The 17,601-nt window shown below is 67.8% G+C and carries 16 protein-coding genes and 2 tRNA genes; 10 read left to right on the top strand and 8 right to left on the bottom strand.

Translation table 11 applies throughout. The annotated features are described in order from the left end of the window. Positions 1–104: 104 nt before the first annotated feature. Complete coding sequence (locus ABNF97_RS29845) at positions 105–278, bottom strand: hypothetical protein (RefSeq protein WP_349340566.1); 174 nt, start codon at positions 276–278, stop codon at positions 105–107. A gap of 72 nt (positions 279–350) precedes the next feature. Here ABNF97_RS29845 and ABNF97_RS29850 point away from each other — a divergent pair, with 72 nt between their 5' ends. The 7 genes from ABNF97_RS29850 (at position 351) to ABNF97_RS29880 (ending at position 5,896) form a co-directional block, all read left to right on the top strand. Next, complete coding sequence (locus ABNF97_RS29850; protein WP_349340567.1) at positions 351–872, top strand: P-loop NTPase family protein; 522 nt, start codon at positions 351–353, stop codon at positions 870–872. Positions 873–896: 24 nt separating this feature from the next. After that, positions 897–1,712: a class I SAM-dependent methyltransferase gene (locus ABNF97_RS29855; protein ID WP_349340568.1), complete on the top strand. Its 816-nt coding sequence runs from the start codon at positions 897–899 to the stop codon at positions 1,710–1,712. Next, positions 1,709–2,446 carry a phosphotransferase gene (locus ABNF97_RS29860; RefSeq protein ID WP_349340569.1) on the top strand — a complete coding sequence of 246 codons (738 nt, stop codon included), beginning with the start codon at positions 1,709–1,711 and terminating at the stop codon, positions 2,444–2,446. Before ABNF97_RS29855 ends, ABNF97_RS29860 begins: the two co-directional genes overlap by 4 nt. Before the next feature lie 22 nt (positions 2,447–2,468). After that, complete coding sequence (locus tag ABNF97_RS29865; protein ID WP_349340570.1) at positions 2,469–3,119, top strand: histidine phosphatase family protein; 651 nt, start codon at positions 2,469–2,471, stop codon at positions 3,117–3,119. Between the two features lie 159 nt (positions 3,120–3,278). Further along, positions 3,279–4,193 carry an IS982 family transposase gene (locus ABNF97_RS29870; protein WP_349340571.1) on the top strand — a complete coding sequence of 305 codons (915 nt, stop codon included), beginning with the start codon at positions 3,279–3,281 and terminating at the stop codon, positions 4,191–4,193. A 39-nt stretch (positions 4,194–4,232) separates the two neighbouring features. Continuing rightward, positions 4,233–4,925, top strand: a complete 693-nt coding sequence (locus ABNF97_RS29875; RefSeq protein ID WP_349340572.1) for an aminoglycoside phosphotransferase family protein — start codon at positions 4,233–4,235, stop codon at positions 4,923–4,925. Positions 4,926–5,026: 101 nt separating this feature from the next. Then, entirely contained in the window at positions 5,027–5,896 is an 870-nt protein-coding gene (locus tag ABNF97_RS29880) for a DUF8757 domain-containing protein (RefSeq protein ID WP_346259379.1), read from the top strand. Positions 5,897–5,907: 11 nt separating this feature from the next. On the opposite strand, the gene ABNF97_RS29885 is transcribed toward ABNF97_RS29880, so the two are convergent. The 3 genes from ABNF97_RS29885 to ABNF97_RS29895 all read right to left on the bottom strand — a co-directional run bounded on the left by ABNF97_RS29885 (position 5,908) and on the right by ABNF97_RS29895 (position 9,535). After that, entirely contained in the window at positions 5,908–6,204 is a 297-nt protein-coding gene (locus ABNF97_RS29885; protein ID WP_346259380.1) for a DUF4326 domain-containing protein, read from the bottom strand. A 278-nt stretch (positions 6,205–6,482) separates the two neighbouring features. Further along, positions 6,483–9,140, bottom strand: coding sequence for a protein kinase domain-containing protein (locus tag ABNF97_RS29890; RefSeq protein ID WP_349340573.1), 2,658 nt, complete (start codon positions 9,138–9,140; stop codon positions 6,483–6,485). Between the two features lie 319 nt (positions 9,141–9,459). Next, a tRNA-Lys gene (locus tag ABNF97_RS29895) sits at positions 9,460–9,535 on the bottom strand. Between the two features lie 189 nt (positions 9,536–9,724). Here ABNF97_RS29895 and ABNF97_RS29900 point away from each other — a divergent pair. Continuing rightward, complete coding sequence (locus tag ABNF97_RS29900) at positions 9,725–10,963, top strand: Ig-like domain-containing protein (RefSeq protein WP_130464588.1); 1,239 nt, start codon at positions 9,725–9,727, stop codon at positions 10,961–10,963. Between the two features lie 179 nt (positions 10,964–11,142). After that, positions 11,143–12,459, top strand: a complete 1,317-nt coding sequence (locus tag ABNF97_RS29905; protein ID WP_502930565.1) for a L,D-transpeptidase — start codon at positions 11,143–11,145, stop codon at positions 12,457–12,459. A gap of 188 nt (positions 12,460–12,647) precedes the next feature. Here the strand turns inward: ABNF97_RS29905 and ABNF97_RS29910 are convergent. Beyond that, positions 12,648–12,723: transfer RNA gene (locus ABNF97_RS29910), tRNA-His, on the bottom strand. 162 nt (positions 12,724–12,885) lie between these two features. Further along, the gene (gene orn, locus ABNF97_RS29915; protein ID WP_130464590.1) at positions 12,886–13,482 is read right to left on the bottom strand and encodes an oligoribonuclease; all 597 of its coding nucleotides are present in this window, start codon (positions 13,480–13,482) and stop codon (positions 12,886–12,888) included. A gap of 68 nt (positions 13,483–13,550) precedes the next feature. Between orn and ABNF97_RS29920 the strand changes: the two genes are divergently transcribed. Further along, positions 13,551–14,864, top strand: coding sequence for a glycosyltransferase 87 family protein (locus ABNF97_RS29920; RefSeq protein ID WP_130464591.1), 1,314 nt, complete (start codon positions 13,551–13,553; stop codon positions 14,862–14,864). Between the two features lie 254 nt (positions 14,865–15,118). Here ABNF97_RS29920 and ABNF97_RS29925 read toward each other — a convergent pair whose 3' ends face one another. Next, positions 15,119–16,672 carry a hypothetical protein gene (locus ABNF97_RS29925; RefSeq protein WP_349340574.1) on the bottom strand — a complete coding sequence of 518 codons (1,554 nt, stop codon included), beginning with the start codon at positions 16,670–16,672 and terminating at the stop codon, positions 15,119–15,121. A 185-nt stretch (positions 16,673–16,857) separates the two neighbouring features. Further along, entirely contained in the window at positions 16,858–17,601 is a 744-nt protein-coding gene (locus tag ABNF97_RS29930) for a DUF1775 domain-containing protein (RefSeq protein WP_130464593.1), read from the bottom strand.

Consider the following 17,601-nt stretch of genomic DNA (forward strand, 5'->3'; position numbering starts at 1 on the left):
CATCGCGATCAACTGCTCATCCGTGACCGCACCCACCGGCCCAGCGGCCGGCTGTCCCACGGTGGTCTCGGTCGTCATCTGGCGTCTCTCCCTTGATCGGTCGATCAGCCGTTATTTGTACAGTCCCCGACGCCATCGACGTACGGAACCGCGTCGGCTGGCTCGCCGAGATCGCCGGCACCAACGACCACACCAACCTGATCGCCGACTGCCTGCGCCGCCTCGCCCCGTTCCGGCTCTCCGCCCAACTCGACGTACTCGACCATCTTCTGCGTCATTCGGACCGGGTGCCGTCATGAGCCGCCGTGTCCGCCCGACATCACCCCGTCCCGCGCCTACCCTGGAGGACCATGGACAGGATCGCCATCATCGGCTGCGGCGGCAGCGGCAAATCCACCGTCGCCCGGCAACTGGCCCGCATCCTCGACGCGCCGCTGACCCACCTCGACTCGATCTACTACGACGAGCAGTGGAACCCGCTGCCCCAGGACGAGTTCGCTGCCCAGCAGGAGAAACTCGTGGCCAGCGAGCGGTGGGTCATCGAGGGCAACTACGCCGGCACCCTACCCATCCGGCTGGCCGCCGCCGACACCGTGATCTTCCTCGACCTACCCGCCTTGACCTGCCTCTGGGGCATCGCCCAACGCCGCTTGCGCTACCGGGGCGGCCAGCACCAGGCCGACGGCGTCTACGACCGAATCACCTGGAACTTCGTCCGCTACATCCTCGGCTACCGACGCACCATGCGGCCCCGGGTCGAGACCCTCATCCGGGAACACGGGCCGCACGTCCGACTGATCTCACTGCGCAACCGCCGGCAAGCCAACCGACTGCTCGACCGGCTACGACAACAGGCCCAGCCGATGACGTAACCGGGCCGGGACGGGAGGCGACCGATGTCGGCTAACCCGTTCCTCGACCCCGCGCTGGTCCACGGCGACCTGTATTGCACCGACGACCGGCTCGCGGAACGCACCCGCGCGCTACGCCAAGCCAAGATCGCTGGGCGAAACGCCGCCCAAGTCGTCATCGACCTACTCGCCCAGCGGACCTCGCCCGGTGCGGTCATGCTCGACATCGGCTGCGGGCGAGGCACCACCACGCTCCGGATCGCTGCCGGTCTCCGCCCTCGACGGCTTATCGCGGTCGACGCCTCGTCCGCACTGCTGGACACCGTCCAGACCCGGCTGGCCCAAGCCGATGAGGTCGGCTCGACGGTCTGCGCCGATTTCCACCACCTACCGCTGCCCGATGCGATGGCCGACGCGGCGGTAGCCGCCTTCTGTCTCTATCACTCGACCACACCGGCCGCCGTCGTCGCGGAGATCGCCCGCTGCCTCCGTCCCGGAGGTGTCGCCGTCCTGGTGACCAAGTCGCTGGACAGCTACGCCGAACTCGACCAGCTCGTCCAAGCAGCGAACCTCGACCCCGACGCTGCCAGCCGTCCGAGCCTCTACGAGAGCTTCCACAGCGACAACCTGGTCAACATCGCCGCCACCCATCTCACCGTGCTCGATGTCCTGCACGAGCAGCACGTCTTCGAGTTCGCCGACGCCACGCACCTCGCCCGATACCTCGCCACGACCCCGAAATACCGGATTCCTCCGGCGGGTGGGCCAGCTGACCTGGCCGCGATCCTCCGGGAACGGCTGCCGGTGCCGCCGTATCCGACCCGGTCCACCGTCAGCTACGCCCTGACGGCACGGTCATGACCAGCAACCTCTTCCTCAAGCGGTACGACGACCCACAACGTTGCTCGGCAGCGGCGGCCCATTACGCCTGGCTCACTTCGCTGGAGTCCGGGGTCCGCCTACCGCACCTGGTCGCACGGACGAGTCGTCACCTGGCCTTCGAACGGCTGCCGGGCCGGACACCGGAGGTGCCCGACCTGCCTCGCGCGGCGTCCGCACTCGGTCGACTGCACGACGCCGCGTACCGGAGGGAGCTGCACTCCGCGCGCCTCGACCAACCGCACACCACATCGACCGGGCAGGTGCTTCCCGACTTCACCAGGCCGCGTCGGGAGGCGCTGCATCGGGCCGCCCGTGTCACCGGCGTAGACCTGGCCGCGCTGGGCGCTGTTCTCGACCGGCCTGGCCGGCCCGCGGCCTTTTACAAGGACCCAAACGTCCGCAACTACCTCGCTGAGGGAGAGAGCGTCGCCGTCGTCGACTTCGACGACCTCACCCTCGCCCCTTTCGGCTACGACCTGGCCGGCCTGCTCGTCACCGCCTCGATGACGTACGGGCGACTCCGCCAGCAGATCATCAGGAACTGCGTCGATGCCTACCGAGCCGCAATCGCGCCGAACCTCTGCGACCTAGACGAGCTGCGGCAATACGCCGAACTGCACCACCTCTTGGCGCTCCGGTACCTCGGCACCAACGGATACCGGCACCCGTGGCCCATTGTCCGGCCCTGGCCCGACCCGTTCACACCGACCTGACCACCCCGAAGGAGCCCTGCCGATGGCCCCAACCACCGAACTCATCATCGCCCGCCACGGCGAAGCTGCCTGCAACGTCACCGGAATCGTCGGCGGCGAACGCGGCTGCACCGGACTGACCGACCAGGGCCGCCACCAGGTCACCCAGCTCGCTGCCCGGCTTGCCACTGAACACGACGATCGCCCCTACGCCGTCTTCTACTCCACGCCCCGGCGTCGGGTAGTCGAGACCGCCGAGATCATCACCGATGCGCTCCGGCTGCCGTCCTCGGTCGAGCCGGAACTTCGCGGCCCCGACCACGGCGACGCCGACGGCCGACCGTGGGCAGACATCAAGACTGCCTTTCAGGGTCCGCCACAACACAATCCGGACATGCCGTACGCCAACGGCTCCGAAACCTGGAACCAGTACCTCGACCGGGCAATCAGCGCCCTACAGAAGATCCTCGCCCGGCACGACGGCCAAAGGATCCTCATCGCCGCCCACGGCGAGACCATCGAGGCAGCCAACCACCTCCTCCTCGCACTCCCCCAGAACACCTGCCTACGGCTCGGCTTCGTCACCGATCACGCCTCGGTCACCCGATGGCAGCGCCCAACCAACCGGTTCGGCCGCACCATCTGGCAACTCGTCGCCCACAACGACACCCGGCACCTCGAACCCGGACGATGAGCACCGATCTTCTCCAACTCTGCCGGCGCCTCCTCGACACCGACGCGGTACCCGTCACGCGGCACCTAGATGATCTATTCCAAGGGGTAGGGGTAGCGACACGAGAAGCGAGGGCGTCCATGATCGACGTTGCTGAGCAACGATGACCATGGAGGCCACGTGCACGTCGATCGGGACACCCTCGCCACCGCACTGTACGTCAAGATCGATGACGAGCTGAAAGCCTCACCCCAGCTCAACCGGCAGCGACCCAGGGTCGGGATCACCCCGAAGATCACCGACGCTGAGCTGATCACCCTCGCGGTCCTGCAAGCCCTGCTCGGCCACCACAAGGAAGCCCGCTGGATCCGCCACGCCCGCGCGAACCTGACCCACCTGTTCCCCCACATCCCGAAACAGCCCGGATACAACAAGCGACTCCGCGCGCTCGGCGCCCAGATCACCCACCTCATCCAGGTCCTCGTCCTGGACACCGACCTGTGGCGGCACCCGGTCCGTATCGCCGACTCGACCCCGGTGGAGTGCGGACGCTCCCGCGAGACCGTCAAACGCTCCGACCTGGCCGGGTGGGCCACCTACGGCTACTGCGCCTCGCACTCCCGCCGATTCTGGGGCCTACGCCTACACCTGGTCACCACCGCGCACGGACTGCCGGTCGCGTTCGCCCTGACCACCGCCAAGACCGACGAACGAGAGGTCCTGGTCGACCTGTTCGACCTGGACTCCGGCCTGTTGACCCATCCCGACGGGCTGATCCTCATCGTGGACAAGGGCTACCGCGACGCCACCACCGAACGGCAGTTGACCGAGCGTGGCGTAACCATGATCCGCCCCGCCTACCGAACCGAGAAGCCACGCCCCGGCCGCACACTGCTCCGCGCGATGCGGCAACGCATCGAGCCCGTCAACCAGACCCTCAAAGGCCAACTCGACCTGGAACAACACGGCGGTCGCACCCCTGCCGGCGTGGCCGTACGCGTCCTGCAACGCATCCTCGCGATGACCGCCGCGATCTGGCACAACTGGCACACCGGCCAAACCGTCATACGCTCACTCACCGCCTACGACCACTGACCCCTTGGAATAGATCGTCTAGGCCACGCCGGCACTCAGGTGCTCCGTGCCTCGACCGCAGAGCATGGCGAGGTCATCGTCAAACAACACCGCACACACGAACGGCACACGCAGGAGGTGCACGCCTATCGAACCTGGATATCGGCCCTCGGCGACCGGGCGCCTCGCCTACTGGCGGCAACCGACGATCCGCCCGCGATCGCCATCACCGCCGTACCAGGTATCCCCCTCAGCCAGCGGAAGCTCGATCCCGAGGTTGAGCGAAACGCCTACCGCCAGGCGGGGCTGCTACTGCGGACACTCCACGCCGCCGGACCCCCACGACTGGAACCGGACTGGACGGCCTGGCTCGCCGAACGCGCCGAGCACTGGATCCATCAAGCCGGTAACCGAATCACACTCGGCTACCGCGCCGAGGTACGCGCCCACATGCGAGCCCTCCAAGACCTCGCTCCATTACCGGCCACGCCGTGTCACCTCGACTTCATGCCCCGAAACATGATCTACGGCGACGACGGTGTCGTTCGCCTGATCGACTTCGAGCACAGCCGCTACGACCTGCCCGCCCGCGACCTCGTACGCCTCACCACCCGCATATGGCCCGACCGCCCAGACTTTCACGCGAGCTTCCTCGACCAGTACGGCCAGCTCGGCGCAGTCGACCGCGAGCTCCTGGAACACTGCGCGCACCTTGATGCCCTGACGACCTTGGTCACCACCACCCTCAGGTGAACTCAGGCAGAGGCCACGTCGCCTCCAATGGCTAGCGCCTGGCGAATTTAGATGCGAGACTCTCTATGTAACGAGAAGTGCACAGGAAGCCACATTCAGCGATGTTGGTGGTTCTGGTGGGACAACTTCCGTTGTGGGGACCGGGCGCGGACGAGGATCCGCCATCGAAGCCAGTACTGACACGACCAACGGCACTCCGCCTCCTAATCACCGTGAAGGCGGCTCCCAATCCCTCCGCGCGCTACGGGGAGACAGTCTGCGTCGGCGCGCTCGGCCTGGAACCGCCCTGGACAGGCTGGATTCGGCTCTACCCGATCCACTTCCGCGATCTGGCCGACGACAGCAAGTTCCGTAAGTACGACATCGTCCACCTCGACGCACTGCCGTCCAGGCAGGACCAGCGCCGCGAAAGCTGGAAGCCGATCGTGGAAACCATCACCACCGAGCGGCACATCACCAACCAGCAGTCGCGTCGAAATCTCCTCGATCCCCTCGTCGAAGACTCCATGTGTCGGCTCAACCAGCAGGCCCGCGACGACCCGAGCGCACGATCGATCGGATTGATCCGCGCCGCCGACATCTCGGCCTTACGAGTCAAGCGCCATCCCGGCTGGTCGGCCGAGGACCACAGGAAGATCGCGGGCTACCTTAACCAGCTCGACCTACTGGAGCCGTCCAAGCGCAGCCCTCTCCAGGCACCGCGGTTCACCGGCGCCTACCACTACCGATGCGCAGACCGCCGTTGCCGCGGTCACCAGCAGACACTCTGGGACTGGGAATTCGTCGCCCTCCAACGTCGTCTGACCCAGCTCACCGACGCGGAGGCTGCGGATCAACTCCGACAAAAGTTCCTCGACCAGCTCTGCGCCGCCGACCGCGACGTCGCCTTCTACGTGGGCAACCAAGCGGCAAGACCGCAGTCCTTCAGCATCGGCGGCGTCTACGCGCCCAGACGGCCCACCGCCCGATAAAGGACCACACGTCAACCGATGATCTCGGCCAGAACATCAGCGTGGCAGGCGTCCTCAACGCGGCACCAACACGCCAACTGCTTTCCCGCGAGTTCCCGCCGCGCCCGCTCGACAAGCGCCGGCTGCCCCACCAGCCACTGCCGGTACAGGCGCAACGCCTCAGCCCGATCATGCCCACGAAGACTGAACGGATTGGCCCAGGGAGAACGCCGCAACCCGAACCCCTGCCTCCCCACATACACGGCACCGGGCGGCACCACCGGGTGATAGAGGTCCCCCTGCACACGAACCCGAGGTTGTCCTCCCACGCCGCCAGCGTAATCGGCGACAACCGCCTCCGCGTGGATACTCGGAGGGACTCGGAGGGAGCGCGTCGACGCCTGGTTAGGGACCGGATGCCCCGATCAACGCGAAGGGCCCTGCAGGATGACGACGAGTGGACGTCCACGGAACGACGACGTGTCCAGGCCACCCAAATCGAGTCCAACGGCTTCCGGGTATCCGCCGATTATCCAGCCCGCTTCCTGGAGCGCCTTTGATAGTAACCCACAGCTCCGCTGCTTCCTCAGCACCACAGCTGGTCCGCTCACCGTTGGACGCTCCGCTCACGCCCGATGGCCGCCTCAATGGACTCCTTCAACCGGCTGATCTCTTCATTGGTCCGATACCGGAAGGACATCGACAGTGAGTCTTCCATAGGCGGCCGGCCGCCGAGGAATAAGCCGCGTTGCTCAGGCACCGGCGACTGGCCCTCGACAATAATCTGAATATAGCCGTGGTTCCAGCGTGTAGCAGGTTTGACAGCGACCGTGTCGATCTGATTGATGGTTACGGCACGACGACCCTTCATCTGAGAGCCAAGGCCGTCCTTGACGATTGTGACGACGCGGCCGTCGAACTCCACACGCCCCAGCAAACCCTGTACAACCATCGGCTCGTTGGATGAGCCTAGAACCGGGGCCGGCGTGAGCACCCGTTGTGCTGCAGGCTGGCGCTCCGGCTCTACGGCGACCACGAGGGGACTGTGGACTAACGGCTCGAGGTCTGGAGCCGCCTGCGAATTGCCGGTGGCTGCCACGGCAGACATCGCCAGCGCTAGGACATCGTCGACCGTGGCCGGTCGCTGGGGCGGGTCGTCGCGGGTCATCACCTCGACCACGGTGTGCCAGGGCGTCTCCGCTGGCACCAGCGGCCGGTTGGCTCGCGGCCACTGCTTCGTGCAAGCCCAGCCAATGAGCTGTCCGAGGCTGTAGATGTCGGCTTGCGGGCCGGCTTCGTGGGCATCGTCGGACAGCTCCGGCGCGGCGAAGCCCTCGGTGCCGTAGAGCACGCCGACCTGGGTGCGTCCGGGCTGACTGGTCCGGCCCCGCGGCCGTCGGCCCAGTCCCCAATCGGCGACGGCCCAGATTCCGTCGATCCTCAAGATGTTGGGCGGCTTCAGATCACGGTGAACCCAACCGTCCTTGTGTGGCTGCCGAAGGCCCTCGCAAATCGCCTTGACGAGTTCGAGAAGACCCAGCGGACTCTCAAACTCGTCGAGGGTCTCGGCCGCAGTGTCCGACGCCAGGGGCATTACGAGCCAACCGGCGGCTGGGTCGAAGTCAAGGACCGGTACGACGTGAGCATTATCGCCGAAGCGTTGCCCTGCCTCGACCTCGCGACGCATGCGCGCGACGTTCTCCGGATTCTTAATCTTCAGCCTCTTGAACGCTACTCGGGCACCGCTCGCGCGGTGCCGAGCGCCGAAGACAACCGCCTGCCCACCGTCGGCAATTGGTTTGGGGTCCAGAGCGTAGTCGCGCCGCTCCCCTTTAGCCGCCAACCGTAGCTGATGAAGCGGCGTCGCCATACCTACCCCGGCAGGCTGGGTCTGGTGTGGAAGCGTCGCTTTGAGGATCACCGGTCGAGGCAGCTGAAGATCGTTGCCGCGGACGTCGCCGAGGATATAAACATGCCTGTTTAGGGCCACTGCCATGCCCTGAACCTTGTTCAGCCGCAACCGCGCCAGCAGCTCGGTACTCCGGCCGAGAACGTCGGTGCGATAAATCGTTACGCCCACGCCACTGCCACTTGCCGATCCGGTGAGAACCGTCCAGGGGTTGAGCGCGATCACGTGGTTGGGATACGGCTGCTCCGATCTGACCTGGTCAGCTGACCGCACGGCGCTGCTGCGGGAGAGATCAACAACACCGCTGTTGCCGCCGGCCGCGAGATAGAAGCTACGGCCATGCAGCCATGTCAGGCTGTGAACGCTCGCGTTGAAGCCGACCGCGTACGTCTGCTGCCGCCCGAACCGGTCTCCGATGCGTGTCAGCAACAGTGTGTCGGAGCCCTCGCCGAACTCAACGCCGGTTCCCGACAGCACCCACGCGTCGCCCTCATGATCCGTACACAGACCGACGATGCCGCGGAGACCACCGGCGGTCGGAACAACCTTCTCGTCGCAGTAAGCGATGACGGTGTCATGACAGATCACCCACACCGACCCGTCCCCCCGAACGAGGGGGGCACCGCGTAGCCCTCGCATCGCCAGGAACCAGGTTCCGGTACCACGCCTTACATCAAGCTCAATCAACCCATCCGCAGTGGTGAGCAGCAACCTCCGGTCATCCATGACCGCCATGCCCGTCATCTCCGGCCAGCCCGGCCGGCCTCCAAGAACTTGACGGATGCGCACGTCGCCCTCGACCCTGTCCACCAGGTTCCACGGCGGGGGTACACGATCGGGCGGCGCGAACTGTGGGCAGGGCGCCGGCTGCTGGGTTGTGAGAAACCGGGTCAGGGAGAGGTAGGGCTGAGCGTCGAAGATCGCCTGTTGGGCGACAGCTTCCAGCAGCTCTACCGGGTTGACGAGCCCGCCAAGCATCGCCTCAAGATGGTGTCGATCGAGCAGCATCACATCATCGCGTACCTCGAGCGACTCCGCATCGAAGCCTTGCATGGACAGCACTGCCGGTCGCAGCGTCGCTGTGGCACGCGCTCCCACCATGGCGACATGAGCCGCAGTCAATGGCTCATCGATGCCAGCGATCTCCAGCGAGATGTTCATCGAGGGCAGCGGCACGGCGACAGTCCTGGCCGAGGTCAGGACGCCCGGCCGAGACCGACGCGCCTTCACCTCGCAACGGCTCAGGATCTCGACGACCAGATCAGACAGCCTGTCGACGCGATCCGGCTCAGCCGCTGCGTCGTCGAGGAGCGCGCCATACACAGCGATCAGTTCATCCCTACGTGAATCCGCCACTCGCGCCCTCCCTCGGCATCGAGAAGATTGTCCTTCACGCCACTGCCCGTCAACGTGCCGGATTAGTCACCGAGGTGGACTCGCTGCACAGGTGCCGCCGGATTCCAAGGAACCCTGACGTTCTGACCGGAGTTCCTCGGAAGGACGCCTACCCACGGCGGCGCATGGAAGATTCACCTATCCGATGGCGAGACACCGCGTCCCACCCATGCCAGCCCGGTCCAACGGCTCCAGAGCACCCGCCGAGCACCCCGGCTGCGGCGGCAGCAATGAAAAAGGCCCCGGCCCAGGTGGGAACCCAGGTCAAAGCCTTGATCGTTGGTGCGCCGCCAGGGACTCGAACCCCGAACCCGCGGATTAAGAGTCCGCTGCTCTGCCAGTTGAGCTAGCGGCGCTCGCTGACAACGGGAGAAACCTTAACACGGCCGCGCGAGGAGGTTCCAATCAGTTGCCCCGCTGACCACGACCGGCTCGTCCCGGCGAGCGAAACGGGCATTCCGCCCATAACTTTCGGCGACCGGGATCAAAACTGTGGCTCCCATAGGGCACGATGTCTCCCGGGATTCGAGTGGACCGAGGTGGGGATGGGCAGGAGCACGCGCGACTGGGCGATGATCATCGCTCTGGCGGTCGCCACGCCGCTGGGTGTGGCGGCGTGCGGCGACGACGGAGACAGGAAGCCACAGTTCGCCAGCGGTAACGGCGGCGCGGCGGGAGCGAGCGCGACTCCGACACCACCCGCCGAGCCGATGGACTTCGCGGTAACTCCGGCCGACGGCGCCAAGAAGCAGCCGGTGAGCGTCGAGATCGGCACCAGCGTCAAGGGAGGAACGGTCAGCGACGTCAGCCTGACCGTCGCCGGAGGGGGCGCGGTCAAGGGTGCGATGCGACCCGACGGCTCGGCCTGGGTGCCGGAGGCGCCCCTGAAGTACGCCAAGACCTACACCGCGCAGGTCACCGCCACCTCCCCGTCCGGGCAGACGGAGACCAGGACGACCACCTTCACCACCATGGCCAAGCCGAGGTCGGTGATCGGCTCCGGCCTCTACCTCTTCGACGACAAGACCTACGGCGTCGCCATGCCGGTGGTGGTGGAGTTCTCGCCGGGGATCGCCAAGAAGGACCGGGCCAAGGTGCAGCGGCGGATGTTCGTCGACTCCGACCCACCGCAGCCCGGTGCCTGGCACTGGGTCTCCAACGGCACCCAGGCGTACTACCGGGCCCCGGAGTACTGGGAGCCCGGGACCACGCTGCGGGTACGGATCGGGCTGGAGGGCATCCCGCTGAGCAACGGCCGGTACGGCAACGTCGACCGCAGGGCGACAGCCAAGATCGGTAGTAGGTTCGAGATGAAGGTCGACAACAAGACCAAGAAGATGACCGTCTTCGAGAACGGCAAGCTGGTCCGGACCATCCCGGTGAGCCTCGGCAAGAAGAGCACCCCGTCGTCGAGCGGCACCATGGTGGTGATGGAGAAGAAGGAGAGCACGGTCTTCGACACCCGCGACGACCCGGACCCGGCCAACCGGTACGTGACCGACATCGACTTCGCCCAGCGGCTCACCTGGGGCGGCGAGTACATCCATGCGGCGCCGTGGTCGGTCGGCGACCAGGGGCGACGGAACGTCTCGCACGGCTGCGTCAACGTCTCCACCGCGCACGCCCGGTGGCTCTTCGAGAAGACCAAGACCGGCGACCCGGTGACGATCACCGGCACCGAGCGGAAGCTGGCCTCCGGCAACGGCTGGACCGCATGGAACCTGCCCTGGAAGGAGTATGTCAAGGGCAGCGCCCTGCCGGTTTCCGCCGACCTGGGCAACTGACCGGGGTTGATCATGGACGACACCACAAACATTGCACCACCAAGGGGATGAATCGACCCCGCACGATGGTGTTTTTCGGCACGGCAGGAAACGAAAATTTGCCCACGAACGTCATTGCGAGAGGATGACCGTACGGACCGAGTGGGTACAGCTGTGGAAAACAGCAGTGTGAGGGGATCATGCGACCAGGCCGAGATCAGTTGACCCGTCGTACCTCCGACCGGGGTGTGGCGACGCGGGTCCGACGACCCGTGCCGCTCCGCGCGCTCGCCTCGGTCCTGATCGCCGGCGCCCTGGCGATCACCGGGACCGCCTGCACCGGCAACGGCGACAAGGGCGCCGGGCCGTCGTTCCAGGGCGGCAGCGAGGCCGAGCAGGGGCCGAAGGCCTCCGCCGCGATCACCACCCCGGCCGCGGACGCCCGGGACGTACCCGCCGCCACGGAGATCGTTTTCGCCAGCAAGGACGCCGTCGAGACCACCGTCGAGGTCGAGAACGCGGCCGGTGAGCCGGTCAAGGGCGCGCTCACCGCCGCCGGGAGGTGGCTGCCGGAGAAGGCGCTCGAATACGGTACGACGTACACCGCGACCGTGACCGCGACCGGCGACGACGGCAAGCCGGCGACGACGACCAGCACCTTCACCACCATGGCCAAGCCGAGCAAGCAGATCCGGGTGACCAGCTTCCTCGGCGACGGTCAGACGGTCGGGGTCGGCATGCCGCTGATCGTCAAGTTCAGCCGGGCCGTGCCGGAGGACTACCGGGACGACGTGCAGCGCCGGATGACCGTCCGGTCCACTCCGGCCCAGGAAGGGATCTGGCACTGGGTCAGCCCGACCGAGGTGCGCTACCGCCCGAAGACGTACTGGAAGGCCAACACCGAGATCTTCTACAAGATCCAGACCGGCGGGCTGCCGATGGGCGGTGGCTGGTACGGCCGGGCCGACCTGACCGTCGACATCAAGACCGGACCGGCGGTGGTGATGACCGTCGACAACAAGACCAAGAAGATGACGGTCAAGAAGAACGGCAAGGTCATCAAGACCATCCCGGTCAGCCTCGGCAAGAAGAGCACCCCGTCCTCCAGCGGCACGATGGTGGTCATCGAGAAGCTGAAGGAGACCGTCTTCAACACCATGGACGACCCGAACCCGGCCAACCGCTACATCACCGACATCGAGTACGCCCAGCGGCTCACCTGGGGTGGCGAGTTCATCCACGCCGCGCCCTGGTCGGTCGCCTCGCAGGGGCGTACGAACGTGTCGCACGGCTGCGTCAACATGTCCACCGCCAACGCGAAGTGGCTGTTCAACCAGACCCGGGTCGGCGACCCGATCGTGGTCAAGGGCACCGAACGCAAGCTGCAGAACGGCAACGGCTGGACCGACTGGAACATGAGCTGGGACGAGTACGTCAAGGGCAGCGCGATCCCGGTCGGCGAGACGGCGACCGCGCCGACCACCACCGAGCCGACCGCCGGCACCGCCGCGGGCTGAGCCGGCGGCGAGAGCCTCCTGGCGCGCGACGTCGCCCCCGCTCCCCCGCGGAACCGCCCCGGGGAGGCGGGGGCGTTCCGCTGGAGGGCCACCAGAAAGCGCGAGGGCCACCAGAAGCGCGAAGGCCACCAGAAAGCTTCAGACCCCCTCCGAGGAGGGGGTCTGACTGTGGATCAGAGATCCGCAAGTGGGGTGACTGATGGGATTTGAACCCACGACACCCGGGACCACAACCCGGTGCTCTGCCAACTGAGCTACAGCCACCATGTTCAGTTAGATCACGAACGTCCAGATCACGAACATCCCCGTCACCGGGTCGGCGGACCCGGTGGGGCGACGACCAATGATAGCCACACCTGGCGCCCCGCCGTCGACCGGGTTACACCCTGATCCACGGCAGCGGCGCGACCACTCCGCCGCCGGCCCTCAGAGTTCGGCGGCGATCGCCTTGGCGGTGTCGACGTCCGGCCCGGGCAACGGTACGAAGATCGTCCGCCGGTAGTACTCCAGCTCCCGGATGCTCTCCCGGACGTCGGCCAGGGCGCGGTGGGCCAGCCCCTTCGCCGGTTGGCCGAAGTAGACCCGGGGGTACCAGCGACGGCACAGCTCCTTGATCGACGACACGTCGATCATGCGGTAGTGCAGGTGAGCGTCGAGTCGTGGCATGTCCCGGGCCAGGAAGCCGCGATCGGTGGCGATCGAGTTGCCGCAGAGCGGCGCCGTACGCGGATCCTTGACCAACGAGGTGACGTACTCCAGCACCAGGTCCTCGGCCTCGCGCAGGCTCACCGTCGAGCGGCGCGCCTCCTCGGTCAGACCCGAGCGTTCGTGCATCGCCCGCACGATCTCCGGCATCCCGGCCAGCGCCGCCTCGTCGGCGTGGATCACCACGTCCACACCCTCGCCGAGCACGTTGAGATCACGATCGGTGACCAACGCAGCGACCTCGATCAGGGCATCCTTGCCAAGATCGAGTCCGGTCATCTCACAGTCGACCCAGACGAGAAGATCAGCCACGACGATCAGACTACGCGTAGCTCAGGGACCCGCGCCTCAACGCTGTGGACAGAACGGCCCGCTAGGGTTTTCCCGTGTCAGCCGAACCCCCCGTGCCATCTGCCACCGACGACGATCCCGGCGGGCGCACCGCACGGCAGATCGTCGTCGTGGTGCTGGGCGCCGCGGCGGTGCCGCTGCTCTATCTGCTCAGCAACCCACACAACTTCTACGATCTCAAGATTTACATGAGCGCGATGCGGTGGTGGGCGGACGGAAACCCGCTCTACGACTACGTGCAGGCGGACATGTTGCAGGGCCAGTTGTACTTCACCTACCCGCCCTTCACCGCCCTGCTGTTGCGCCCCTTCGCCGAGCTCAAGATCGGGATCACCGCCGCCGTCTTCACCGTGCTGACCGTACTGGCGCTGCTGGTGACCAGTTGGTGGCTCGTATCGTCGGTCGCCGACCGGCACGGGGTGTCCCGGTGGTTCGCGGCGGGACTGGCCGTGCCGTTCGCCTTCGCCGTGGAGAGCACCCGGGAGACTCTCATCTTCGGCCAGATCAACATGCTGCTCGTGACGCTGGTCCTGGCCGACCTGCTCCTCGCCGTACCCCGGAACTCGCGCTGGGCCGGCGTCGGGATCGGGCTGGCGACGGCGCTCAAGCTCTATCCGGGGATCTTCATCGTCTATCTGCTCGCCACCCGGCGCTGGCGGGCGGCGCTGGTCTCCTCCGCGACGGCGGCCGGCGCGACGCTGCTGGCGGCGGCGATCGCGCCGCGTGAATCGTGGCGGTTCTGGACCCACGAACTCTGGCTGACCGACCGGGTCGGCCGGCCCGACTACACCGGCAACCAGTCGCTCTTCGGGCTGCTCAACCGCTTCACCACCCCGGAGAGGCCGAACCAGGTGCTCTGGCTGGTGCTGGTGGTCGCCGTGGCGGCGTACGGGCTGTGGCGGGCGACCCGAGCCGCCCGGGCCGGTGACGAACTCAGCGGGCTGACCCTGACCGGGCTGGTCGCCGTCCTGGTGAGCCCGATCACCTGGACCCATCACGCGTACTGGTTCATCCCGGCGGTGGTGGTGCTGGTCGACACCGGGCTGCGACCCGCCGATCCGGCCGCCGGGCTGCGAACCGGCGACCCATCCACCGGACTGCGGCCAGCGGATCCCGCCGCCGGCCGGGCCGGCCGTCGCCGCAGGGTGGCGATGCTGGCGCTCGCCGCGCTGGTCACCGCCGCGATCGTGTACGGGGTGGTCTCGTACTACGACTGGGGACGCGCCTACGACCGGACCGACGCCCCGGTGGAGTTCGTGCTGCGCAACATCTATGTGCTCTTCGCGCTGCTGCTGCTCGTCGTGCTGCCGATTCGCCGGCAGTCACCCGATTCGCCGGCAGTCACCTGAGACGGACTCGGACACCGACACTCCGAAACATGAACCAAGTAGCCAGCAGTAGCAAGAAGTTGCACCAAATGGACAGATCTATCTAGTACCCCTCGATGCGGCTAATCTGGGGACAACATCTGAAACGTCCCTTCGGTACACCGATCCCCCGGTGAAGGTGGCCCCCCGTGTCGGCAGCGCGGGGGGCCACCTGCCGTCCATCCCCGAGATCCCCAGCGGGAAGGGCCCGGGCCCGACTGCTCAGGCGGCCCGGGTCAGCGAGGCCTCGGCCTCGGACTGGGTCGTCTGATCTCGCCCGCCCGCCCTGCCGGTTCCTCGTCCTGGGTCGCCGCCCGCTGATGCCCGGGCCCGACGTTGCCACCGTGCCGCCCCGGCGGAACGTCCAACGCCGCCGCCATCGCCGCCGTCCTGGTCGCCGGCTCGTAACCGCTCGGCCGATTCAGGACGGAACGCCCCGCACCCGGCTGCCCGACGTCGTACACCGCCGCTCCCGGGGTCGCCGGACGCAGCGAGATCCGCCGAACCGATCGCGGAGCGACGTTGCCTGCCGGAACCGGTACGGGCCTCGGTGGCGCCGGCATCGGTGGTGCCGGGACCGGCAACGGCGGCGTCGGCGAGGGTGCCGGTACCGGCGCGGGTGGTGGCGCGGGCACCGGTGCGGGTGCGGGAGCGGGAGCGGGAGCACGGGCGGCCGGGTTCATCGGCGGCCAGACCAGGCGCGCGGGCGGCGGCGACTCGGCTCGCATCGCTGTGGACTCCGCTGCGGGCTCGACTCGTACCGCTGTGGACTCCGCTGCGGGCTCGACCCCTACCGCTGTGGACTCCGCTGCCACCGCTGCGGGCTCGGCCCCTACCGTCGCCCCTCTCGCCGGAGTGCCGGCGGTCGGGGTCAACACGTCCGCCAGCGTCGCCGGCCGTCCTGGCGACACCCGCCGGTCCGCCGGCACCAGCCTGCCGGGCGCCGTCCCGGTCGGCACCCCTTGGTCCACCGGTCGATCGGGCAGGCCCCCCGCCTGAGCCGGCAGGTTCACTCGGCGCTCCGGCGCCCCCACCGGACAGGTCGGGGAGTCCTCGATCTCGTCCAGGGCAGCGACGCCGAGCCTGGCCGCGAGCGCCGGCACCTGACTCGGCTCGACGACGAACACCACCTCGCGCGGCCGGACGGGCCGGGCCAGCAACACGACGCCGAAGAGCGCCAGCAGGCCGCCGAGCGCCAGCGAGATCCAGGCGACCGGATCGAGCCAGCCGGGGCGTACCTCGGCACGAAGGTCGGCGACGAAGCCGGCACCCGCGTCCGGACGCATGACGACCAGGCTGAGCCGGGGTGCGCGTACGTCGTCGGCGGTCAGGTCCAGGGTGCCCAGGCCGCTGCGGATCCAGAGTCCCCGCTCGGCAGGGAGCGCGGGTGCGACTGCCGTGGCCTGCTCGTCGGCCTGGTCGACGCGTACCGGCAGGCTGCCCCGGGTCACGCTGACCCGGTCGACCCGGGCATACCGGGAGGTGCCGAGGTAGCTCGCGACCTCGGCCGTGGGCGCGAGACCGAGGAACGCCGGCTCCGCCCCGGTGCGGGCGACGACTCGAAGCCCGGTGCGGCCCTCGGCCAGGAAGGGCGCGTCCCGATCCAGCATCGCGGCCAGGTCGGGCACGACCAGGGCGTGTCCGCCGGTCTCGACCCGGTCCAGCGGGGCGACGAAGGCCCCTTCGCCGCTGCGCTGTTCGGAGAGTGTCCACAGTCCACCGCCGACGAGGAGCACCGGCAGCCCGATCGTGAGCAGGAGTATCCCGGCGATCAGCCGCACGAAGCGCATGTCGTCTCTTTCCCTCCGGTCGCGGTCTCCGCCGACGACGCCGTGCGACCGGCGGCGGGTCGCCGTACCCGCCGTACCATACCGAGCGAAATCACTTCAACACGGATTATCAACCGAAAACGCCGCTGGCCCGCCGGCAGGACTGCCGACGGGCCAGCGAGAGCACCGTTTGGTACGGGAAGAGATCAGGCGGCGGGCGGCGTGGCCTGCCGGCGGGTACGGGCGAACGCCAGCCCGCCCAGGGCAAGACCGGCGAGGCCGGCAACCAGGCCCGCGATCGCCAGCCCCAGCGCGGCCGAGTCCCGGTCGTCCTCGTTCGACGCCGCCGGCTGGTCCTGGGCCACGGCCGGGCTGGAGGTGGCCGGCGTGCCGGCCTCGGCCGCCGGAAGCAGCTTCAGCACCGGGGCGGGGTCGTTCTCCGGCTCGGTGCCGTCAGCGGCCGGCGGCTCGATCCAGCGCGCCGTCTTGCCGTCCGAGTAGTGCTGGAGGACCCGGAAGACCAACTTCTCGACCTTGGGCAGCGGCCCCATCGAGACGGGGAACTCGTGGAACTCTCCGGGCTTGATCCCGGCGTCCGCCGACGCCGTCCAGGTGATCTTGGAGACCACCTCGCCGACCTGGCTGCCGTGCACCTCCACCGGCGGATCCACCTTGCGCTTCTCGATCGCCACCGTCCAACCTGGGACCGGCATGGTGGAGACGGAGGCGAGCGGCGCGTCCTCCGGGAACGCCACCTCCAGCTTGACGGTCGACGCAGTGTCGCTCTCAGTCGGTACCCGGAACGCCACGCGACCGTAACCGCCCTGGGTCGCCTCCCTCGGGTTCACCGTGACGTGCGCGGACGCCGACGATGCCAGCCCGAACACGCCGATCATGGCGGCTCCGAGGACGAGGGCAGCGGCGCGCGCGGCCCGACGGTGATGGATCAT

The organism is Plantactinospora sp. B6F1 (assembly GCF_040120695.1).
Taxonomy (GTDB): domain Bacteria; phylum Actinomycetota; class Actinomycetes; order Mycobacteriales; family Micromonosporaceae; genus Plantactinospora.